Annotated in this window: 20 protein-coding genes; 5 read left to right on the top strand and 15 right to left on the bottom strand. The window is 70.1% G+C overall.

The window, feature by feature from the left end; genetic code table 11:
- Window positions 1–10: 10 nt before the first annotated feature.
- The 6 genes from cbiE to ABZV38_RS17755 form a co-directional block, all read right to left on the bottom strand.
- Window positions 11–1,240, bottom strand: coding sequence for a precorrin-6y C5,15-methyltransferase (decarboxylating) subunit CbiE (gene cbiE, locus ABZV38_RS17780; protein ID WP_356328009.1), 1,230 nt, complete (start codon window positions 1,238–1,240; stop codon window positions 11–13).
- A gap of 118 nt (window positions 1,241–1,358) precedes the next feature.
- The gene (locus tag ABZV38_RS17775) at window positions 1,359–2,036 is read right to left on the bottom strand and encodes a GNAT family N-acetyltransferase (protein WP_356328007.1); all 678 of its coding nucleotides are present in this window, start codon (window positions 2,034–2,036) and stop codon (window positions 1,359–1,361) included.
- Between the two features lie 102 nt (window positions 2,037–2,138).
- Entirely contained in the window at window positions 2,139–3,005 is an 867-nt protein-coding gene (locus ABZV38_RS17770; protein WP_356328005.1) for a MetQ/NlpA family ABC transporter substrate-binding protein, read from the bottom strand.
- Window positions 3,006–3,080: 75 nt separating this feature from the next.
- Window positions 3,081–3,752 (bottom strand): methionine ABC transporter permease, encoded by a 672-nt coding sequence (locus ABZV38_RS17765; protein WP_356328003.1) that lies wholly within the window; start codon window positions 3,750–3,752, stop codon window positions 3,081–3,083.
- Window positions 3,749–4,828 carry an ATP-binding cassette domain-containing protein gene (locus ABZV38_RS17760; protein WP_356328001.1) on the bottom strand — a complete coding sequence of 360 codons (1,080 nt, stop codon included), beginning with the start codon at window positions 4,826–4,828 and terminating at the stop codon, window positions 3,749–3,751. The genes ABZV38_RS17765 and ABZV38_RS17760 overlap by 4 nt, the downstream gene beginning before the upstream one ends.
- 387 nt (window positions 4,829–5,215) lie before the next feature.
- Complete coding sequence (locus ABZV38_RS17755; protein WP_356327999.1) at window positions 5,216–5,863, bottom strand: HAD family hydrolase; 648 nt, start codon at window positions 5,861–5,863, stop codon at window positions 5,216–5,218.
- A 71-nt stretch (window positions 5,864–5,934) separates the two neighbouring features.
- Between ABZV38_RS17755 and ABZV38_RS17750 the strand changes: the two genes are divergently transcribed.
- Together ABZV38_RS17750 and ABZV38_RS17745 are read left to right on the top strand one after the other, a co-directional pair.
- Window positions 5,935–6,294, top strand: a complete 360-nt coding sequence (locus tag ABZV38_RS17750; protein WP_356327997.1) for a hypothetical protein — start codon at window positions 5,935–5,937, stop codon at window positions 6,292–6,294.
- A 2-nt stretch (window positions 6,295–6,296) separates the two neighbouring features.
- Window positions 6,297–6,749 carry a hypothetical protein gene (locus tag ABZV38_RS17745; RefSeq protein WP_356327995.1) on the top strand — a complete coding sequence of 151 codons (453 nt, stop codon included), beginning with the start codon at window positions 6,297–6,299 and terminating at the stop codon, window positions 6,747–6,749.
- 18 nt (window positions 6,750–6,767) lie between these two features.
- On the opposite strand, the gene ABZV38_RS17740 is transcribed toward ABZV38_RS17745, so the two are convergent.
- The 3 genes from ABZV38_RS17740 to ABZV38_RS17730 all read right to left on the bottom strand — a co-directional run bounded on the left by ABZV38_RS17740 (window position 6,768) and on the right by ABZV38_RS17730 (window position 9,142).
- A complete protein-coding gene (locus tag ABZV38_RS17740) occupies window positions 6,768–7,271 on the bottom strand; it encodes a GNAT family N-acetyltransferase (RefSeq protein ID WP_356327993.1) in 504 nt (167 codons plus the stop codon).
- 47 nt (window positions 7,272–7,318) lie between these two features.
- On the bottom strand, window positions 7,319–7,867 hold the full coding sequence (locus tag ABZV38_RS17735) for a sigma-70 family RNA polymerase sigma factor (RefSeq protein ID WP_356327991.1): 549 nt from the start codon (window positions 7,865–7,867) through the stop codon (window positions 7,319–7,321).
- Window positions 7,868–7,966: 99 nt separating this feature from the next.
- Window positions 7,967–9,142: a glycerophosphodiester phosphodiesterase gene (locus tag ABZV38_RS17730; protein ID WP_356327989.1), complete on the bottom strand. Its 1,176-nt coding sequence runs from the start codon at window positions 9,140–9,142 to the stop codon at window positions 7,967–7,969.
- Between the two features lie 235 nt (window positions 9,143–9,377).
- Between ABZV38_RS17730 and ABZV38_RS17725 the strand changes: the two genes are divergently transcribed.
- On the top strand, window positions 9,378–10,049 hold the full coding sequence (locus tag ABZV38_RS17725; RefSeq protein ID WP_356327987.1) for a lysophospholipid acyltransferase family protein: 672 nt from the start codon (window positions 9,378–9,380) through the stop codon (window positions 10,047–10,049).
- A gap of 112 nt (window positions 10,050–10,161) precedes the next feature.
- Here ABZV38_RS17725 and ABZV38_RS17720 read toward each other — a convergent pair whose 3' ends face one another.
- The 3 genes from ABZV38_RS17720 to ABZV38_RS17710 form a co-directional block, all read right to left on the bottom strand.
- Window positions 10,162–11,706: an MFS transporter gene (locus ABZV38_RS17720; RefSeq protein WP_356327985.1), complete on the bottom strand. Its 1,545-nt coding sequence runs from the start codon at window positions 11,704–11,706 to the stop codon at window positions 10,162–10,164.
- Complete coding sequence (locus ABZV38_RS17715) at window positions 11,703–12,254, bottom strand: helix-turn-helix domain-containing protein (RefSeq protein WP_356327983.1); 552 nt, start codon at window positions 12,252–12,254, stop codon at window positions 11,703–11,705. The genes ABZV38_RS17720 and ABZV38_RS17715 overlap by 4 nt, the downstream gene beginning before the upstream one ends.
- An 80-nt stretch (window positions 12,255–12,334) precedes the next feature.
- Complete coding sequence (locus ABZV38_RS17710; RefSeq protein WP_356327981.1) at window positions 12,335–13,066, bottom strand: FkbM family methyltransferase; 732 nt, start codon at window positions 13,064–13,066, stop codon at window positions 12,335–12,337.
- Between the two features lie 444 nt (window positions 13,067–13,510).
- Here ABZV38_RS17710 and ABZV38_RS17705 point away from each other — a divergent pair, with 444 nt between their 5' ends.
- Both ABZV38_RS17705 and helR read left to right on the top strand, forming a co-directional pair.
- The gene (locus ABZV38_RS17705) at window positions 13,511–14,746 is read left to right on the top strand and encodes a glycosyltransferase (RefSeq protein WP_356327979.1); all 1,236 of its coding nucleotides are present in this window, start codon (window positions 13,511–13,513) and stop codon (window positions 14,744–14,746) included.
- A 189-nt stretch (window positions 14,747–14,935) separates the two neighbouring features.
- Window positions 14,936–17,077 (top strand): RNA polymerase recycling motor ATPase HelR, encoded by a 2,142-nt coding sequence (gene helR / locus ABZV38_RS17700; RefSeq protein WP_356327977.1) that lies wholly within the window; start codon window positions 14,936–14,938, stop codon window positions 17,075–17,077.
- Between the two features lie 62 nt (window positions 17,078–17,139).
- On the opposite strand, the gene ABZV38_RS17695 is transcribed toward helR, so the two are convergent.
- From ABZV38_RS17695 to argH, 3 genes are all read right to left on the bottom strand, one after another.
- On the bottom strand, window positions 17,140–18,039 hold the full coding sequence (locus tag ABZV38_RS17695) for a sigma-70 family RNA polymerase sigma factor (protein ID WP_356327975.1): 900 nt from the start codon (window positions 18,037–18,039) through the stop codon (window positions 17,140–17,142).
- A gap of 113 nt (window positions 18,040–18,152) precedes the next feature.
- Window positions 18,153–19,124 carry an aldo/keto reductase gene (locus tag ABZV38_RS17690; protein WP_356327973.1) on the bottom strand — a complete coding sequence of 324 codons (972 nt, stop codon included), beginning with the start codon at window positions 19,122–19,124 and terminating at the stop codon, window positions 18,153–18,155.
- Between the two features lie 71 nt (window positions 19,125–19,195).
- Window positions 19,196–20,629: an argininosuccinate lyase gene (argH, locus tag ABZV38_RS17685; protein ID WP_356327971.1), complete on the bottom strand. Its 1,434-nt coding sequence runs from the start codon at window positions 20,627–20,629 to the stop codon at window positions 19,196–19,198.
- Between the last annotated feature and the right edge of the window lie 81 nt (window positions 20,630–20,710).

Here is a 20,710-nt window from a genome sequence, read left to right as displayed (position 1 = left end):
GCCGACCGGGTCAGGGGGCGAGGTCCGACCGCCGCGCTGAGAGCAGAAACACGACCGAGCGTTCGCGCTCCGACCATGCGGTCGTGTCGAGTTCGACAGACTGGAGGAGGGCGCACTCGACGGTGTAGCCGTTCTCTGCGAGTGCCGCGCCGAGCGCTTCGGCCTCGTCCCGGGTCGACGCATGGGTGACGATCCGCTCCGGCCTGCGGTCGGCGACAGCGGTGACGACGGGGACTCCGCCGCCTCCGATCCGTACGACATCGGGCTCCGGCAGCCGCTCCAGCACGTGCGGGGCGCGGCCCTGGACGACCTGGACCTGTACGCCGAAGGACCGGGCCGCGGCCGCCGTACGGGCGCAGGCGTCCGGGTCGCTGTCGACGGCCAGGACTGCCGCGCCGAACCGTGCAGCCTCCACGGCAAGGGCTCCGCTGCCGGAGCCGATGTCCCAGACGAGGTCACCGGTACGTGGTCCGAGGCTGGCCAGTTGGGCGGCCCGCAGCCCCGGGGACTCGCCCTCGCCCGACTCCCCTTGGGGGTCCGTCGCGCTGCCGGGGTAGGCGTCCGAGGGCAGCGCCCAGCCGCGTACGCCCTGGGGGTGGCGGCCGGCGATCCAGGAGCCGGTGGACTGCTGCTCGGGGCCGCCACCGATGACGATCACGACGTTCGGGTCGCGCCAGACGTGGTCGGCGGCCTTGTCGGAGGTGACGACGGTGACCTGCTCGCGTGCGGTGCCGAGTTCCTCACAGATGACGAAGGTGCGGTGCACGCCTTCGAGGAGCAGCGCGAGTTCGGCGGGACCCGCGCCCGGCGAGGTGAGGACGGCGACCTTGTGATGGGCGCGGCAGGCATTGACGGCGCGGCGCAGGGTGCGGGGGTGGGCGACGACGATCTGGGCGTCCTCCCAGGGCATTCCGGCGCGGGCGAACGCGGTGGCGACGGCGGACACGGCGGGCACGACTTCGACTTCCAGGCCGTGTTCGGGTGCGCGGAGATTGCGTACGACTCCGAAGAAGCCGGGGTCGCCGTCGGCGAGGACCACGGCGCTGCCGCGGTGGCCGGCGATCCTGCGGGCGGCGAGGTCGATGGAGCCGAGACGGATCCGTTCGGCGGTTGCCGGGACTTCGGGGAGTGCGAGGTGGTGGGCGGCGCCCGCGACGAGGGTGGCGGCCGAGAGCGCGGCCTTGGCCGCTGCGGTCAGTGGCGAGCCGTCCCAGCCGATCACCGTGACCCGGTCGGCCATCTTTCGTCAGTCTCCTGGAGTTGTCGCAGGTGGGGCTGCCCACGAGCGGTGGGCAGGGTGAGAGTACCTGGTCCCCCGCTGGTCCGTACCGGTGCGGTCCCCGGCGTCGGTTCCGGCGTCAGTTCCAGTCGCTGTAGGTGCCGTAGCCCCCTGCGTCGGCCAGCTGCTCGGCGACTCCTTCGAGGTCCTCGGGGAGCAGCCCCCAGACGATCAGATCGGTCCTGATGTCGGTCCAGCCGCCGTCCTCGGTCTGGGTCCGCGCTATCCGGGCGTTGCGCAGGACGCCCTCGCTGATGCAGCCGAGCTTCTGGGCGACCTGCTGGGAGGCGGTGTTGTCGGCGGCGGTGCGCAGTTCGATGCGCTCGAAGCCCTGGTCGCGGAAGAGCCACTGGGCGAGGGCGAGCAGGGACTCGGTGGCGTATCCCTCACCGCGGGCCCAGGGGGCGGTGATGTACGCGGCCTCGGTGGCGAGGGTGCGCCAGTCGGTGTTGTGGAGCCGCACCGAGCCGACGAGGCGCTGGGTGAGGAATTCGGTGACGGCGAAGACGATGCCGTCGCCGCTGGTGCGCTGCGCGGGAGCGATCCGGCGGACCCAGCGTTCCGCGTCGACCTGGGTGTAGGGGTGGGGCACCTCCGTCCAGGCGGTGACGAGTTCGTCGTTCATCATCTCGATGTACGCCGGGACGTCCGCCATGTCGAACGGGCGCAGCACCAACCGATCCGTGCTGATGGAGATGGACGGAAAGGTGGAAGTCATGCGCAGCTCCATGCCGAAGACCGTGTAAAGGCACAGCATGCAGCATCGGGCGGACGTTGTGCATGGCCGGGTGCGCACGGCGGAGCCCCGCACACCCCGGTGGGGTGCGCGGGGCTCGGCCACGCGGATGCGGTACGGGTGTCAGGACTTGGCGACGGGACCGAAGGCCGGGATGACGGAGCCCTGGTAGGTGTCCTCGATGAACTTCTTGACCTCGTCGGAGTGGAGGAGCTTCACGAGCTTCTGGACGCGGGCGTCCTTCTCGTTGCCCGCCTTCACAGCGAGGATGTTGGCGTACGGGTTGTCCTCCGCCTTCTCCAGCACGAGGGCGTCCTTGGCGGGCTGGAGCTTGGCCTCGATGGCGTAGTTGCCGTTGATGACCGCGGCGTCGACATCGTTCAGGGCGCGGGGCACGGTTGCGGCCTCCAGCTCCTTGAACTCCAGGCCCTTCTTGTCCGTGATGTCGCTGAGCTTGGCGTTGGTGCCGACGCCGTCCTTGACGGTGATCAGACCGTTCGCGGCGAGGAGCTGGAGCGCGCGGCCCTCGTTGGTGGTGTCGTTCGGCACGGCGATGGTCTGGCCGGCCTTGATGTCCGCCAGGTCCTTGACCGTCTTGGAGTAGAGGCCGAGCGGCTCCAGGTGCACATCGGCGACCGCGACGATGTGGGTGCTGTTCTTCTTGTTGAAGTCGTCGAGGTATGGCACGTGCTGGAAGAAGTTGGCGTCGACCTGGCCGTTCTCGGTGGCGGTGTTCGGCAGGACGTAGTCCGTGAACTCCTTGACCTCCAGCTTGAGGCCCGCCTTTGCCGCCAGGTTCTTCTTGACGAAGTTCAGGATGTCGGCGTGCGGCGTCGGGGACGCGGCGACGACGAGCGCCTTGGAGGTGTCGGCCTTGGCGCCGGTCTCGCTCTTGGAGGCCGGGTCGGACGACGTGCCGCAGGCGGTGAGGCCGACGGCAAGGGCAGCGGTGGCGGCGGCAGCTGCGGTGATCTTGATGTTCTTACGCACGAAAAGTGCCTCTTTCCGGTGGTGAGGGTGGTACGCCCGGACAAGGAGTTCGGGCTTGTGAGCGGAGAGAAAGTCTCAGGAGGCGGTGCGGCCTCGGCGGGCCAGCACGCGCCCGGCCACGTCGCCGATCAGCTGGACCGCGGTCACGATGACGATCAGCAGCGCGACGGTGATGAGCATGAACCGGTTGTCGAAGCGCTGGAATCCGTAGGTGACGGCCTTGGAGCCGAGCCCTTCGCCGCCGACCGCGCCGGCCATCGCCGAGTAGCCGATGAGCACGATGACGGTGGTGGTGACCCCGGAGACGAGCGATGGCAGGGCCTGCGGCAGCAGGACCTTGCGGACGATCGTCGGGATGGATCCGCCCATCGACTGGACGGCTTCGACGAGCCCGTGGTCGACTTCGCGGATCGCCGTCTCGACGAGCCGGGCGAAGAACGGGATGGCGCCGACGGCGAGCGGCACGATCATCGCGGTCGGGCCGATGAAGGTGCCGACGACCCAGGTGGTGAAGGGGATCAGGGCGATCAGCAGGATGATGAACGGCAGCGAGCGGCCGATGTTCACGACCACGCCGATGACCTTGTTCACCACGGTGTTCCGGAGCAGCCCGCCCTTGTCGGTGAGGACCAGCAGTACGCCGAGCGGCAGTCCGACGAGGACGGTGACGACCGCGGACCACAGCACCATGTAGAGGGTGTCGACGGTTCCCTGGGACAGCAGCGGCTGCATTTCGGACCAGGTCACTTGGCCACCTCCTTGGTGGGCGGGGTCTGGGTGAGTGCGGCGGGGGTCTGTGCGGGGATGCTGTCGGCGGCGGCCGTGTCCACGACCTCGGCCTGCAGGCCCTGCTCGCGCAGGAAGCCGATCGGGACGACGTTCTCCTCGAAGCGGCCGGGCAGTTCGATGCGCATCCGGCCCACCTGGTTGCCGCCGACGGTGTCCATCGCGGCACCGAGGATCGAGATGTCGATGTTGTACGTACGGGAGAGCTGGGAGATCACCGGCTGGGTCGCGGACTCGCCGTGGAAGGTGACGTCGACGACCGTGCGGTCGGGGCCGGAGGCCGTACCGCCGACCGGGAACAGCTCGTGGGCCAGCTCGGAGCCGGGGGTGGCGAGCAGTTCGCCGACGGTGCCGGACTCGACGATGCGGCCCTTCTGCATGAGAGCGGCCGAGTCGCAGATCGTCTTGACGACGTCCATCTCGTGCGTGATCAGCAGGACGGTCAGGCCGAGCTGCTGGTTGAGGTCGCGCAGCAGCTGGAGGATGGAGCGGGTGGTCTCGGGGTCGAGGGCGGACGTCGCCTCGTCGGAGAGCAGCACCTTGGGGTCTCCGGCCAGCGCCCGGGCAATGCCGACGCGCTGCTTCTGACCGCCGGAGAGCTGGCCGGGGTAGGCCTTCGCCTTGTCGGTGAGGCCGACCAGGTCGAGAAGTTCAAGGGCCTTGCGGGTGCGGTCGCGACCGGAGACGCCGAGGATCTCCAGCGGGAGCTCGATGTTGTCCTGGACGTTGCGCGAGGCCAGCAGGTTGAAGTGCTGGAAGACCATGCCGATGCGGCTGCGCGCCTCGCGGAGCTCCTTGCCGGCCCGGCGGCCCCGGCCCGCGAGGGCGGTGAGGTCCTGGCCGGCCACGGTCACGGTGCCCGAGGTGGGGCGTTCCAGCAGGTTGATGCAGCGGATCAGGGAGGATTTGCCGGCGCCACTCTGTCCGATGACGCCGTACACCTCGCCCTCGCGGACATGCAGGTCGACGCCGTCGAGGGCGGTGTCCTCGCGGCCGCGCGACTGATAGACCTTCGTGAGGCCCGTAGTGGTGATCACAGGGGTTTCCGTCACTGTCGAGTGCACGGCGCGGTGTCCGCCGGGCACGGGGCATTCGTCTGAAGAGACTGTTCGGACTCGGGTGTTCGGCCGGTGGGTCTCGGCACGGCTGCGGCGGCGGTCGGCCGGGGCAGGTACGTGCGGGATCAGCTCGTTCCGCTGGACGCGGACGGCGTGGCTCGGTCTCGCTTCGGGGCGCGAGGCTCAGGCGGGGGCCCTCAGAAGGCGCGCATTCGACACATACAACGAGCACCGGGCGTCGTGATCGCCTCGGTCGCAAGGGTGCGGTTGCTCGTCGTGGTCATGCCCCAAGTAAAACAGACGTAACGTTCCGGCCGATCCGCCTGTCCGTATAGCGGACAGGCGTGGACGGTCGCGCCGGCCGGTTCAGTCCGCGATGGCGATTTCCACTCCCGCAGCCGTGACCTGCACCGATATGGCGGAGAGATCGGCGACGACCGCATCGGCGACCAGCTCGGCGCGGTCGTGCGTTGTGGCCAAGGCCACGGTCGTCATCCCGGCCGCCCGACCGGCCCGCAGCCCGGCGGGGGCGTCCTCGAAGACCACACAGCGGGCCGGGTCGACGCCCAGGCGACGGGCCGCGAGGAGGTACGGCTCCGGGTCCGGCTTGCCCCGGGTGATGTCCTCGGCGGCGATCATCACCGGGAAGTCGATGCCTGCCTCGCGCAGCCGCGCCTCACCCAGCGGGCGGGTGGCGGAGGTGACGACGGCCCAGCGGTGCGCGGGCAGCGAACCGAGCAGCTCCTTGGTGCCCGGGAGCACCACGACGCCGCCGGGGACGTCCTCGACCTCCAGCTGTTCGATACGGGCCACGGCCCCGTCGACCCGGTCCGTGGGCAGCAGCTCGGCGATGATCTCGACGGCCGTACGGCCGTGCAGTTCGACGCCGGAGAAGTCCTCCGCCGTGACGCCGTACTCCTGTGCCCACCTGGTCCAGCAGCGGTGGACGGACTCGATGGAGGAGAGCAGCGTTCCGTCGTTGTCGAACAGCAGGGCCTCGGCGTGGATCTTCATGTTCGCCGACCCTAGCGCCCGGGTACGGGGGCGCACGCAGGGGGCCTTTTGGTCCGTAATACCCTCGGCTCATGCTTGACGCCCTGACGGTCGCGGTCGCCGTGACCGCGCTCGCCCTCTCCGCCTGGTGCGGTTTCGCCGCCTACCGGGACCAGCCGACCAAGGACTGGCACTTCATCGGAATGGCCGTGGTGTCGCTGCTGGCGCTGGCCCAGCTGGTGGTGGCGGTCGTGCAGCTGGCCCGGGGCGAGCGGCCGGACCAGGGCATGACGATCTTCATCTGCTATCTGATCGGGGCGTTCGCCGCCGTGCCCGCGGCAGGCTTCCTGTCGCTGACCGAGCGGACCCGATGGGGTTCGGTGACAGTGGCGGCGGGCGCGGTCGTGCTGGCCGTTCTGCAAGTGCGGCTCTACGACATCTGGGGAAGCTGACCGTGGCCGAGACCGACACCACCCCCGGTTCCGCATCCGGTGGTTCCGCATCCGGGCAGAAGGCCGGGTTCGAGCTGGGGTCCGGCCCCGGCCGCGTACTCGTCTGGTTCTACGGGGTGTTCACCGTCGCGGCCGCCTCCCGCGCGATCGTCCAGATGATCCTGGACTTCGGCAGGGCGCCGCTCGCCTATGTGCTGTCGGCCGTCGCCGCCCTGGTGTACGGCTTCATCACGTATTCGCTGGTGCGCGGCGGTGAGAAGGCACGCAGGACGGCGCTGGTGTGCTGCGCCGCCGAGCTCGCGGGCGTCCTGCTCATCGGCACGTGGACGCTGGTCGAGCCGTCGGCCTTCGCGGACGCCACCGTCTGGTCGTACCTGGGCAGGGACTACCTGTTCATCCCGGTGATCCTGCCGGTCACCGGGATGATCTGGCTGCGTCGCGCCAGGAACGCGTGACGCCCGCGTCGTCTCCGCTCAGGCGCTGGCGACGTAGGCCGGCGCGGCGGCGTCCTTCTCCAGCTGGATGAGCTGGACGCCGTCCTGACCGGTGGTGTTGCCCACGGGTGCGTAACCCGCCCGCCGGTAGAGCCGCAGATTGGTCTCGCTGCGGTGCCCGGTGTGCAGCCGGAAACGGGTGGCCGACCGCTCGTCCGCGAGTGCGGACTCCGCGGCCCGCAGCAGCCGGGCGCCGAGTCCATGCCCCTGGAGCCGGGGGTGGACGCAGAGCTTGGCTATCTGCCCGATGCCGTCCGGATCGATGGATCCGCGTACCGAACCGACGACTTCGTCCCCGAGCCGCGCCACGAACACCAGGTTCGCGGTCAGTTCGTCGCGGACCGATTCGAGGGTCTGCACAAGCGGGTCGATCCGGTAGTTCCCGTACAGCTCCGCCTCGCTCTGAAAGCAGAGGTACTGGAGCTTCAAGATCTGTTCGGCGTCCTCTGTCGTCGCCGCCGAGATGATCACACTCATGCCCATGTGTGCATGCCTCCCGCTCACCTGATCCGCCGGTTGCCTAACAGCTCCTATCCCCGCAGTTCAGGAACGACAACCTCCGCCGCGAGCATTCTGCGCAGACATCCAAGGCATCGGGAACGGATCGGACCCAAACTACCTTGTGACATACCCAACTTCCCTGCGATCTCCCGGTAGGTGGGGTCGCCCGGGGCGAGCATCTCGGCGAGCAGCCCGGCGCACCGGCCGGGCAGCCGGCCCACCGCGACGTGCAGCGCCCTGCGTTCGTCGGCGCCGACCGCCAGCCGCTCGGGGCAATGGGCAGGATCCGCGGTGGTCTCGTCGGCGTACGGACGTTCGCGAAGGACAGTACGGCGGGCGCGGCGCGCCTCCGCCCGTACGGTGGCGCGGACCCAGCGCGCCGGGTCCGCCGGTGGCCGCTGGTCCGCGAGCAGCTCCAGCAGCCGCAGCCACACGGCCTGTTCGAGATCGGCGGGTTCGACGGCCGCGCCCGCCGCCGCGTCGCTCGCCTCGGCCGTCGCCTCGGCGCTGACGAGGGGGTACAGGGCGTGGACCACGGCCGCGGGGGCCTGGGCGGGGGCGTCTGCGAGGAGCGTCATACCCCACCCGACGCGGGCCGGCGGGCGGCCGGTTGCCGTCCGCGGGACGCACCACCCGACCGGGGCATGCCCGGCCGGGTGCTGACGTGGGCGGCGGTGTCAGTTCCCGGTGAAGTCGGCCGCGGCGAGCAGAGCCGTGTCCGGGTTGTCGGAGAAGATCCCGTCAATGCCTGTCGCGAAGTACGTCCGGAACGCGCCGAATGCGTCGCCGTACGCGTTGGGGTCCGTACCGCGCCGGAAGTCGGCGGGCAGGAAGGTGTTCTCGTTGCGCATGGTGTACGGGTGCAGGATCAGACCCTGCGCGTGCGCGTCCTTCACCAGGGTGGTCGGCGTGGCGAGCCGGCCCGACGCGTCCTTGGGGATGATCAGGTCCAGGGTGGGACCGATGCCCTGCGCGAAGGACGCCAGCCACGCCAGCCCCGAGGGCTTCACGAGATCGTCGACGGTGCGCGGGTCACCGGTCGCCACGAAGTCCCAGGGCTTCGATCCCGCGCCGGAGAGCAGGACGACGCGCGGGGTGGCGACGAGCTTCGACAGCCGCTGGATGCTGGTGGGCTCGAAGGACTGGAGGATGAGCGGCGACTGCTTGCGGTGGCGGTCGTAGCGGCGCAGCAGCTTGGCGAGCGGCTCCTCCAGGCCGAGGCCGAGGCCGCGGAAGTAGGTGGGGTGCTTGGTCTCGACGTACAGCCAGACCTGCTTCCCACGCCTGCGGCCCTCGCGGTCGGCCCACTGGAGCACCTCTTCGAAGGTGGGGACCTCCCAGCGGCCGTCGTAGAGCGTGTTCTTCTGACGGTTGCCGGGGATGCGCTCCTTGGCACGGAGCGTCTTCAGCTCGGCGAGGGTGAAGTCCTCGGTGAACCAGCCGGTGAGGGAGACGCCGTCGACGGTCTTCGTCGTCCTGCGGCTCGCGAACTCGGGGTGGGCGGAGACATCGGTGGTGGCCGTGATGTCGTTCTCGTGACGGCAGACAAGGTGGCCGTCCTTGGTGGGCACCAGGTCCTGCTCGATGATGTGCGCGCCCATGTCGAGTGCCAGCTGGTACGAGCCGAGCGTGTGCTCGGGGCGGTAGCCGCTGGTGCCGCGGTGCCCGATGACGGTCGGCACCGGCAGGTCCAGCCGGTGACCGTGGCTGCCCGACCGGCCGTCGGCGGACCCGGCCGTGTTCTCGGCCGCGTTCGCCGTGCCGGGCAGTCCGAGGGCGGCTGCGCCGAGTACGGCCGCTCCCGCTCCCAGGACGGTCCGCCGACCGGGGTTCACCTGTGCGCGCTCTGTCATGACTGCTCCCTCGCATGTGATGTGTGGCACCGTCGAGCGAGGCCCGATCGTAGGGAGCTGCGCCTTCCGCATGGCAGCCCGTGGACGAACATGGCGGAAACACACGTCAACACTGCGTATCCACTCGATGAACCCGATGTGCGATCAGCGAGTACCCACGAGTATCGTCCCCACCTGCATATACCGTCACGATCCCGCGCCTCGGCCGACCCTGGCCACTACACCGGAGGAACCGTTGTCCCGACACGCACTCATCAAGGCAGTGCTCGGACCGCTCTTGCGCCTGATGTTCCGCCCCCAGGTGGAGGGCGTGGAGAACATCCCCGGAGACGGTCCGGTGATCCTCGCGGGCAACCATCTGACGTTCATCGACTCGATGATCATGCCGATCTGCTGCGCCCGGCCGGTGTTCTACATCGGCAAGGACGAGTACGTGACGGGCAAGGGGCTCAAGGGCCGGATGATGGCCTGGTTCTTCACGGGCTGCGGCATGATCCCGGTGGACCGGGACGGCGGACGCGGCGGTGTCGCGGCGCTGATGACGGGCCGTCGGGTGCTGGAGGAGGGCAAGGCGTTCGCCATCTACCCGGAGGGCACCCGCTCCCCCGACGGACGGCTCTACCGGGGCCGTACGGGCATCGCACGGCTGACGCTGATGACGGGCGCGCCGGTGGTGCCGTTCGCGATGATCGGCACGGACAAGCTGCAGCCCGGTGGTGCGGGACTCCCCAGGCCCGGCAAGGTGACGGTCCGGTTCGGTGGGCCGATGGAGTTCTCCCGCTACGAGGGCATGGACCGCGACCGCTACGTGCTGCGGGCGGTGACGGACTCCGTGATGGCCGAGGTGATGCGGCTCTCCGGCCAGGAGTACGTCGACATGTATGCGACGAAGGCCAAGGCCGCCTGATCCGGCGGATCCGCAGAACATCCGAAGGGCCCGTACCCCGCTTGGCGGTACGGGCCCTTCCGTATCTCACAACCACTCGTACGGCCGAAGGCACCGCAGGGCGCGGGTGGCTCTACGGATGCTCGATCTCCTCCTCCAGCGCCTGGCCACGCAGCAGGAACCAAGCGGCGGCGGCGGTCGCGAGCAGGACCGCCGCGCCGATGCCCGCGGCGATGTGCAGCCCGTCGACGAACGAGTCCTGCGCCGCCGAGACCAGCGCCTGCGCCTGCTCCGCCGGGAGGCCGTGAGCCGCTTCGGCGGCGCCGCCCAGTGATGCGTGGGCCGCCGCGGCGGCATCGGCCGGGACCCCGTGCGGGGTGACGAAGTCCTGGTAGACGCCGGTGACGATGGAGCCGAGCAGGGCGATGCCGAGGGCCGCGCCGAGTTCGTACGCCGTCTCGGAGACCGCGGACGCGGAGCCCGCGTGCTCCTTCGGAACGCTGGAGAGGATCACGTCCGAGGTCACGGTGAAGGCGAAGCCCGCGCCGATGCCGACGACCAGCAGCAGCAGACCGATCAGCGGATAACCGGTCTCCTGGTGGACGAAGGTGACGGCGGCGAGCGCGACGCCGACCGCCGCGAGTCCGGCGGACACCACGAACCGGACCGTGAACCGGCGGGCGGCCCGGCCGGCGATCAGACCGCAGGTCACCGCGCCGACGGCGGCCGGCAGCTCGGCGAGTCCGGCCTCCAGCGGGCCGCGTCCCTGGACCAGTTGCAGGAACTGGGAGAGGAAGAAGACCAGCCCGGACAGGCCGAGAATGGTCAGCAGGTCGGCCAGGACCGCGCCCGAGAAACCCCGGTGGTGGAAGAGCCGCATGTCCAGCAGCGGATCCGGCAGCCCCAGCTGCCTGCGCACGAACCGGTAGAGCGCGGCCGCACCGCAGATGCCGGCGACCGTGACCTCCCAGCTGGTCCCGTGCGCGGCCAGATCCTTGATGGCGTACACGACACCGATCATGCCGACCAGGGAGAGCACCACGCTCCTCAGGTCCCAGGGGCCCGGCGCCGGGTTCTTCGACTCGGGAATCATCCTGATGCCGACGACCACGAGGACCGCCATCACCGGGAGGTTGATCAGGAAGACCGACCCCCACCAGAAGTGCTCCAGCAGGAACCCGCCGACGACCGGTCCGACGGCCGCGCCCGCGGAGGCCATGGCACCCCAGATACCGATGGCGAATGAGCGCTCACGCGGGTCGTTGAAGAGGTTGCGGATCAGGGCGAGGGTGGACGGCATCAGAGTGGCGCCCGCGACGCCGAGCAGCGCCCGCGCCAGGATCATCATTTCGGGACTGCTCGCGTACGCGTTGAGTACGGAGACCGCGCCGAACGCGGTGGCGCCGCTCAGCAGCAGCTTCTTGCGGCCGATGCGGTCACCGAGGCTGCCCATGGAGACCAGGAGGCCGGCGATGACGAATGAGTAGACGTCGCCGATCCAGAGCAGCTGGGTGCCGGTCGGCTGCAGATCCTCCGTGAGGAACGGCGTCGCAAGGCCCAGGACCGTGGCATCGATGGCCACGAGCAGAACGGCGAGGACGAGCACGGCCAGCGCGATCCACCGTCCGGGGCGGCGCAGTTCGTCCGAGGTCTGCGCGTGCTGGACGATGCTGGTCATTGCCCCACGCTCCGGCGTGCTCCGCCGAGCAACAACTCGACGATCATGTACTGGAAGTCCTGTCCGGCGACCCGGCCCGCCAGGACGGCCCAGGCTCCGGTGGAGACGAGCCCGTACAGGGCCTCGGTCAGCCAGGCGGGGGTCAGGTCGATCCGGAACTCGCCGCGCTCCTGGCCGCGCCGGAAGAAGGCGCAGACCCGCGCGTCCAGCCGGTTCCAGCCCTCATTGATCTCGTCGCCCTCGAAGAGCTGGTTCTCGGTGACGAGGAAGGACAGCAGTCCGGCGCTCGGTTCGACAGCAGCGATCAGCCGGCGCAGCGCCTGCTCCGAGGCCCCCTCGTCGAGCGCGGCGGCGTCGAGGGCCGCTTCGAACTCCTGGATCCCCAGGTTCTCCAACGCTCTGACCAGGGCGTCCCGGCCGGCGAAGTGCCGGTGCAGGGTGGCGCGTCCGATCCCCGCGGCCTTCGCGACCTCATCCATGGTGGCGGTCGATTTGCGGGTCAGCAGAGCGGCCGCGCTGCGCAGCACTTGCTCACGGTCGACAGTCATGAGACAAGCATAACTCAAATGAGACATCATCGTCTCATTCTTGTCCGGGCCCTCCGGTGCGAAGCGCTGATTGCCGGCACCTACCGGGCGCCGGGACGGCTTCCGGGCACCGGAAGCCGATGGGGCTGACGCAGGGTCAAGGTGTAATTGCGCCCCTCGGTCCGCCGCACCCGGTAGCCGATGTTCTCCAGACGGCGCAGCCGACGCCGCAGGGCAAAGGGACTCTGCGGCGCGTCGAACTCCACGCACAGCACGCGAGGCCGCAGCGTGCCGGCGCAGATGTCATCCAGCACCGGCCCCTCCGCCCCCTCGATGTCCATCTTCAGCACGTCGACACGCTGATGTCCGAGCCGATTCATGAACGAGGCCAGCCGGAAGCACGGAGCGTCGAAGCCCGGGCCCTGGCCGCCGCGCGCTTCGGTGGCGGAGTGGGACACGTGAGCGGGGTCGACGGGGGGATGGAAATGGAGGATTTCGTCGCGATGCCACAGGCCGTGCGGCAGGAAGTGCCAACGCGGTTCGGTGATGCCGGCAGCGAACGCGATCGAGCGCGGGGTGGGGTCCATCGCCCACACCTCACAACCGAACCGCTCGATCAGGGCGAGGTCGAAGGTGACATCTTCTCCGGCGCCGGCGGCGTAAACCACCGAACCGGACGTGATCAGGCTGGTGGGGACCCACCACCCCCCGTAGTCACTGCCCAGTCGTTCCAGGTCGTTGCCGGGCGTGATGCGGGTCAGCCGGGGCACCACGGTCGCGGCCGACTTCAGCTTGATCCGTCGGCCGAGGTCTGCCAGGTCGATGGTCGTCATGCGAGCGACCCTAGGCTCCCGCAGGGCCGTCTCCGGCGCGTCGTGACCCGGCGAGTCCGCGATTCACCGGTTCGCGCACCGTCGCGCGTCTGCGCGATAAGGGCGTACCGCCGGCTGCTTCATGCCCCGGGTTCCCCTCCGCGGACAGGCTCGGACTGGTCGCCGGCCGCTAGTGGCTCGTGAAGAGGGCGAGGAACTTCTCGTTCCGCGGCTGCATCCGCAGGTTCATGGGAGATCCTCCTGGGCCGACATACCGCCGTACGTGGCACGCCGCCGTTTCGCGCGGAGGTCGTCAGTCCACAGCGGACGACAAAAGGGAAAGGGGAGTACCCACGCCTTTCCACTCTCAACGTATAGCGCACGGGGGGCCTTGCGGCAAGGCCCGGGTCATGCCGCAGAATCGTCGGCCGAAGCCACAACCTGCGGAAATGGGAGAGTCACGAAGTGCGTGTGCTGTTGTCGACGTATGGGTCGCGCGGGGACGTCGAACCGCTGGTGGGACTCGCGGTGCAGTTGCGGGCACTCGACGCGGAGGTGCGGGTGTGCGCGCCGCCGGACGAGGACTTCGCACAGCGGTTGGCCGGTGTCGGCGTACCGCTGGTGCCGGTCGGCCGGTCGGCGCGCGCGCTGACGACCGGGGCGCCGCCGCCGTCATCCCTGCCCCGGCGCGCAGCCGAGTTGATCGCCGCGCAGTTCGACGCGGTCACCGCGGCGGCCGAGGGATGCGATGCACTGGTGGCGACCGGCATGATGCCGGCCGCAGCCGGCGCGCGGTCGGTGGCCGAGAAACTGGGCATCCGCTCCGTGTCCGTGACCTTCCAGCAGCTCACTCTGCCGTCGCGGTACCACCCGCCGCTGGCGTATCCGGGCCGGCCGTTCCCGCCCGAGGTGACGGACAACCGGGTGCTGTGGGACCTGGACGCCCAGAGCATCAACGCGCTGTTCGGTGCGGCGCTCAACACGAACCGGGCGTCGATCGGCCTGCCACCGGTGGACAACGTCCGCGACTACGTCATCGGCGACCAGCCGTGGCTGGCGACGGACCCGATCCTGGACCCGTGGCAGGAGCCGGCGGACCTCGGCGTCGTCCAGACCGGCGCGTGGATCCTGCCGGACGAACGCCCGCTCCCGGCCGAGTTGGTGGCGTTCCTGGACGCCGGCACACCACCGGTGTACGTCGGCTTCGGCAGCATGCCCATGCGCACATCGACGGACGTCGCACAGGTGGCCGTCGAGGCGATCCGCGCGCAGGGCCGCCGCGCGCTCGTCGCCCACGGCTGGGCCGACCTGGCCCTGATCGACGACCAGGACGACTGCTTCGTCGTCGGCGAGGTCAACCAGCAGGCACTGTTCGGCCGGGTGGCCGCCGTCGTGCACCACGGCGGCGCGGGCACCACGACGACGGCCACCCGGGCCGGCGCGCCCCAGGTGGTGGTACCCCAGGCGGCGGACCAGCCGTACTGGGCCGGCCGGGTGGCCGACCTGGGCATCGGCGCGGCACACGACGGTCCGACTCCGACCACCGCGTCCCTGTCGGCCGCGCTCAAAACGGCCCTGACCCCCGGGACCCGCGCACGAGCGACCGCCGTGGCCGGCACGATCCGCACCGACGGGACAACGGTGGCCGCGAAGCTGCTGCTCGACGCGGTCAGCCGAGAAAGGCCGCCCATGTCCGCGTGAACCACGCGGGATCGTCGAGCCAGGACCCAGAACACGAGAACCCACAAACCCTGGCGACTTGAACCGGCAACGGCCACGGGGGCCACGTCAGGCGGAGCGCCGCTCGTCATGGCCCCCGGTGCGTCCCGCCGGTCCGGACGCCTTGCTGCGCGCAATGGTTGCAAGCGGCCTCAGATCGGAGCTGATGACGTGAACCCCCTGACCACCAGCGCGTTCGACCTTCCCGGCCGCCTCTCCCCCAAGGCCGACCCGACGCTCATCAGCGGCGACGAGCAGCACTTCGCGGCCATCGCGGAGTGCCTCGAGCAGTCGATCGCCGAACTGTCCGACCGCCTCGATGCCGAGCGCAAGGCGCCCGGCGGCATCGGCCGGCAGGCGATGGACCGGGACATGGAGATCCACCGGCTGACCGCTCGTCTGCGCGCACTGCGTCGCTTCGGTCTGGACCTGTGCCTCGGACACATGGTCGGCGCGGACAGCCCCGTGTACGTCGGACGACTTGGCCTGACGGACAGCGCGGGTCGTCGGCTGCTGCTCGACTGGCGCTCTCCCGCGGCTGAGCCATTCTTCGGAGCCACCCACGGCAACCCGATGGGTCTGGCAAGCCGCCGCAGGTATCGCTGGACCCGCGGCCGGATCAGCGACTACTGGGACGAGGTGTTCACCGCGGACGGGTTTGCCGGGCACGCCGCGCTCGACGACCAGTCCGCCTTCATCGCCGGCCTGGGCAGCAACCGGTCGCCACGGATGCGAGACGTGCTCGGCACCATCCAGGCCGACCAGGACGCCATCATCCGCGCGGGATCCCGCGGCGCTCTCGTCGTCGACGGCGGTCCGGGTACGGGAAAGACCGTCGTCGCTCTGCACCGCTCCGCCTACCTCCTCTACTCCGACCCTCGCCTCGGTCACCGCCGGGGCGGCGTGCTGTTCGTCGGTCCGAACGAGCCCTACCTGGGCTACGTCGCCGACGTCCTCCCCAGCCTCGGCGAGGAGGGCGTGCAGACCTGCACCCTGCGGGACCTCGTCCCCGAGGGAGCCGCAGCAGCGCGCGAGGCCGACCAGGACGTGGCCCTCCTGAAGTCGTCCGCGAACCTGGTGAAGGCGATCGAGACCGCCGTCAGGTTCTACGAGGAGCCGCCCACCAAGGGGATGACGATCACGACGCAGTGGTCCGACCTCTGGCTGAGCGCCGACGATTGGGCCGTGGCGTTCGAATCAGCAGGACTCGGTGCTCCGCACAACGAGGCGCGCGACCAGGTCTGGGAGGAACTGCTCACGATCCTGGTGGACAAGCACGACGGCGACGGCTCGGCTGACCTGCTCCGCAAGTCGCTGCGGCAGAACAGGGAGCTGCTCACTGCCTTCGACCGCGCGTGGCCGCTGCTCGAAGCGGCTGACCTCGTCGGAGACCTGTGGTCGGTACCCGCCTACCTGCGGAAGTGCGCTCCCTGGCTCAGCCCCGATGGCGTTGAGCAGTTGCAGCGCGCGGACGCCCAGGCCTGGACGGTGTCCGACCTGCCGATCCTGGACGCAGCACGCCAGCGGGTCGGCGACCCGGAGGCGTCGCGACGTAGGCGTCGGCACAACGCCTCGGTCGCCGCCGAACGCGAGCACATGACCATGGTCGTCGACGCCCTGCTCGAGGCCGATGACGACGGTGAAGGTGCGGTGACGATGCTCCGCGGGCAGGACATTCAGGACACCCTGGTCGACGGGACGGCATCGCCCGGCACCGAACCGGACCTGCTCGCCGGTCCGTTCGCGCACATCGTCGTGGACGAGGCTCAGGAACTGACCGACGCGGAGTGGCAGATGTTGCTGCTCCGGTGCCCGTCCCGGAGCTTCACCATCGTCGGGGATCGCGCCCAGGCCAGGCACGGGTTCACGGAGTCGTGGCAGGAGCGGCTCGAGCGGATCGGGCTCGACCGGATCAACCTGGCCTCCCTGAGCATCAACTACCGGACGCCGGAAGAAATCATGGCGGAAGCCGAGCCGGTCATCCGGGCCGTGCTCCCGGACGCCAACGTGCCGACCTCCATCCGCAGCAGCGACGTCCCGGTCGTACACGGATCTGCTGCGAATCTGAGTTCGATCCTCGACACCTGGCTCGCCGCACACGCCAACGGGATCGCCTGCGTCATCGGCGATCCCACATTCCGGACGACGTCCCGCGTCCGGTCGCTGACCCCGGAGCTGTCGAAGGGGCTCGAGTTCGACCTGGTCGTCCTCATCGACCCGGAGACGTTCGGCAAGGGCATCGAAGGAGCGGTCGACCGCTATGTAGCGATGACCCGAGCGACCCAGCAACTCGTCATCCTCACAAGCTCCTGACGCCGGCCGGACGTGGCGGACCGGGGCGGCCGCTGGCCCCGGCCCGCCCCGGTCAATCGCCCTCAGTCGCCCAGCACGGTCAGATCCAGTTCGGGAAGACGGGCCGGATCGTTGATCACGTACAGCTCGACAACCTTGCCGCGCTCGATCGTGAAGCGCATGACCGAGAACCGCTGTCCCTCGCGGACCGAGATGACCGCCGGGGCCCCGTCGACCAGTGCCATCCGGGACGACTGCGCGAACGGTGCGAACATGATCGCCTGGCGGGCGACCGAAGCGGCCCCGCGCACCACCGACGGAGCGCCGACGCCGCCCGCGCCGCCGTCGGACCGTGCCACCACATCCGGGGCGAGCACGGCGACGAGCGCCTCGAAGTCACCATCCCTGGCGGCCGCCAGGAACGCGTCGACGACCTCACGCCGCCGGGCGAGATCGGGGTCCGGCACCACGTCCACGCCTTGGACGCGGCGGCGGGCCCGGCTGGCGAGCTGCCGGGCCGCGGCCGGGGTCCGGTCCATGATGCGACCGATCTCGTCGAACGGCACCGCGAACATGTCGTGGAGCACGAAGGCGAGCCGCTCAGCGGGGTCCAGGGTTTCCAGCACCACGAGCAGCGCCAGCCCCACCGAGTCGGCCACCAGCGCCTGATGTTCCGGGTCGCTGTCGGGCTGCGGGCCGAGGGCCGGCCCGGGGGCGTCGGCGCCCGACTGCTGCGTCTCCAGGGATTCCTCGCGCCGGGACCGGCGCGAGCGCAGCATGTCCAGGCAGACCCGGCCGACGACCGTGGTCAGCCAGCCGCCCAGGTTCTCGATCTGCCGGTCGCCGGAGCGGCTGAGCCGGATCCAGGCTTCCTGGACGGCGTCGTCCGCCTCGGTCGCCGAGCCGAGCATCCGGTAGGCCACGGCCTTCAGATGGGGCCGGTTCTCCTCGAAGCGTTCCGCCAGAAACTCGTTCTCGTCCACAGGCCCATTCCTCCGTCGTGTTCCGTCACTGGACTGACGGATCGAGCAGGGCCGATGTGACACCGAGGTGGCGCAGGCACCGGTGATCAGGGAATCGGGGCGCACTTCGCCGGTCAGCTCCAGGGCAGCCCTGCGCGGTGGCGCCAGTACGCTTCGGGCTCCTCCACCAGCGCATCCAGCCGGTCCCGCCGCTGTTCGTCGAGGTCGAGGACGGGGGCGTGGAGGTTGCCGACGAGCTGGGTGACGGTCGCCGCGCCGGAGAGGACGACGCCGGCCCACGGCTGGTGCAGGATGAACGCGAGCGCGACCGCGTCGCTGCCGAGGCCCGCCTCGGCAGCGATCTCCTGGACGACGGCGGGAGCCTCCGTTCCGGCCAGTCGGCCGTTCGCCATCGCTTCTTTGACGATCACGGTCAGCCCGGCGTCGTGCGCCTCGGCGAGCGCCTGTCCGGCCGACGTCTCGAGGGCGTTGTAGGTGGCCTGGACAGTGCGGAAGAGAGGCTCGCCGTCGACGGTGACGGCGAGGGCGGCGCGGATGGCGTCCGCCTGGCCGGGGCCACTGGTGGAGAGACCGACGGTGACCCCGTCGGCGGCGAGGGCGGCGAGCCGCTCGTGCAGTTCCTTGTCGGTGAGGGCCGGACTGTCGGCTGTCACGGAGTGGATCTGGTAGAGGTCGAGCCGGTCGCCGAGCAGCGCCTCGGTCTCGGCACGCTGGCGTTCGAAGGTGGCGAGGCTGTGGTCCTTGACCTCGTGCGCCTCGGCGTCGACGCTCCAGTCGGCGGTGTAGGTGTAGCCCCATTTGCTGCCGATGACGACGTCGCGCACGTCCGGGCGGGCGGTCAGCCAGTCGCCGAGGAACTCCTCGGAGCGACCGTAGGAGCGGGCGACGTCGAAGTAGCGCACGCCCTGCGCATAGGCGGCGTCGAGAAGCTCATGGGTGCGCTCGCGCAGTGCCTCGACGCTGCGGGTCCCGGGCAGGTCCCGGTCCCGGTGGAGATTGATGTAGGCCGGCCTGCCGACCGCGGCCAGGCCGAGCCCGATATGGGCGGTCGGGGTCGTCGCTGAGGCCAGGCGGGCGAAGGGCATCGCGGGCTCCTCGAGGATCGGTTCCGTAACTCCATCCCGACCAACGTAGCCCGCAATGCCCTTCCTGCTGCCTACTGACGGGCGATGGCCCAGGCGTGCTGTGCCGCCAGGTCGTTCTTGACCTCGGCAAGCTGCACGGCGACGGCCGACGGTGCCGTACCGCCGCGTCCGTCACGGGAGGCGAGCGCGCCCGGCACATCGAGGACCGTGCGGACCTCGGGGGTGAGGTGCTCGGAGATCTTCGCGAACTGCTCGTCGGTGAGCTCGTCGAGCTCGATGCCGTGCTGCTCGCACTCCTTGACGCACTCGCCCGCGACCTCGTGCGCGACGCGGAACGGGACGCCCTGCTTGACCAGCCACTCGGCGATGTCGGTGGCGAGCGAGAAACCGGCCGGGGCGAGCTCCTCCATCCGCTCGCGGTTGACCGTGAGCGTGGCCATCATGCCGGTGAAGGCGGGCAGCAGGACCTCGAGTTGGTCGCAGGAGTCGAAGACCGGCTCCTTGTCCTCCTGGAGGTCGCGGTTGTAGGCGAGCGGGAGGGCCTTCAGCGTGGCCATCAGACCCGTCAGATTGCCGATCAGCCGGCCGGACTTGCCGCGGGCCAGCTCGGCGATGTCCGGGTTCTTCTTCTGCGGCATGATCGAGGAGCCGGTGGAGAAGGCGTCGTGCAGGGTGACGAAGGAGAACTCCTTCGTGTTCCAGATGATGACCTCCTCCGCGATCCGGGAGAGGTTGACTCCGATCATCGCGGTGATGAACGCGAATTCGGCGACGAAGTCGCGGGAGGCCGTGCCGTCGATGGAGTTGGCGACGGATCCGTGCTCGAAGCCGAGGTCCGCGGCGACCGCCTCCGGGTCGAGACCGAGCGAGGAGCCGGCGAGCGCGCCGGAGCCGTACGGGGACACGGCCGTCCGCTCGTCCCACTGCCGCAGCCGTTCGGCGTCCCGGGACAGGGACTGCACGTGGGCCAGGACGTGGTGGGCGAAGAGGACGGGCTGGGCGTGCTGGAGGTGCGTACGGCCCGGCATGGCGACGTCCGGGTGGGCCTCGGCGAGGCCGACCAGCGCGTCCTGGAGCCCGGCGATCAGACCGCCGATGATCCGGGCGTGGTCACGCAGGTACATCCGGAAGAGTGTGGCGACCTGATCGTTGCGGGACCGGCCGGCGCGCAGCTTGCCGCCGAGGTCCGGGCCGAGACGCTCCAGCAGTCCACGCTCCAGCGCGGTGTGGACGTCCTCGTCGGCGATGGTGCCGGTGAACGACCCGTCGGCGACATCGGCTTCGAGCTGGTCGAGCCCGGCGATCATGCGGGTCAGTTCGTCCTCGGTGAGCAGCCCCGCCTTGTTGAGAACGCGCGCGTGGGCGCGGGAGCCGGCGATGTCGTACGGCGCGAGACGCCAGTCGAAGTGGACGGAGGCGGACAGCTTGGCCAGCGCCTCGGCCGGACCGTCGGCGAAACGGCCGCCCCAGAGGCGTACGTCGCTGTTGCCGTTGCCGTTGCTCACTGCGTGCTCCTCAAGAGACAAGAGGGTGGATGTGCGACCGCCTCCCCGCCGCGGAGGAACGGGGAGGCGGTGACGTAAACG

This window comes from Streptomyces sp. NPDC005181 (genome assembly GCF_040608395.1).
Classification (GTDB): domain Bacteria; phylum Actinomycetota; class Actinomycetes; order Streptomycetales; family Streptomycetaceae; genus Streptomyces.
This window is presented reverse-complemented; position numbering and strand designations above follow the sequence as displayed.

Excerpts from the sequence above, each read along its gene's own strand:
- cbiE (WP_356328009.1), bottom strand. The coding sequence starts at position 1,240 with ATGGCCGACCGGGTCACGGTGATCGGCTGGGACGGCTCGCCACTGACC.
- ABZV38_RS17715 (WP_356327983.1), bottom strand. The coding sequence starts at position 12,254 with ATGACTGTCGACCGTGAGCAAGTGCTGCGCAGCGCGGCCGCTCTGCTG.
- ABZV38_RS17720 (WP_356327985.1), bottom strand. The coding sequence starts at position 11,706 with ATGACCAGCATCGTCCAGCACGCGCAGACCTCGGACGAACTGCGCCGC.
- ABZV38_RS17750 (WP_356327997.1), top strand. The coding sequence starts at position 5,935 with ATGCTTGACGCCCTGACGGTCGCGGTCGCCGTGACCGCGCTCGCCCTC.
- ABZV38_RS17740 (WP_356327993.1), bottom strand. The coding sequence starts at position 7,271 with ATGGGCATGAGTGTGATCATCTCGGCGGCGACGACAGAGGACGCCGAA.
- ABZV38_RS17775 (WP_356328007.1), bottom strand. The coding sequence starts at position 2,036 with ATGCTGTGCCTTTACACGGTCTTCGGCATGGAGCTGCGCATGACTTCC.
- ABZV38_RS17730 (WP_356327989.1), bottom strand. The coding sequence starts at position 9,142 with ATGACAGAGCGCGCACAGGTGAACCCCGGTCGGCGGACCGTCCTGGGA.
- ABZV38_RS17735 (WP_356327991.1), bottom strand. The coding sequence starts at position 7,867 with ATGACGCTCCTCGCAGACGCCCCCGCCCAGGCCCCCGCGGCCGTGGTC.
- ABZV38_RS17755 (WP_356327999.1), bottom strand. The coding sequence starts at position 5,863 with ATGAAGATCCACGCCGAGGCCCTGCTGTTCGACAACGACGGAACGCTG.
- ABZV38_RS17710 (WP_356327981.1), bottom strand. The coding sequence starts at position 13,066 with ATGACGACCATCGACCTGGCAGACCTCGGCCGACGGATCAAGCTGAAG.
- ABZV38_RS17690 (WP_356327973.1), bottom strand. The coding sequence starts at position 19,124 with ATGCCCTTCGCCCGCCTGGCCTCAGCGACGACCCCGACCGCCCATATC.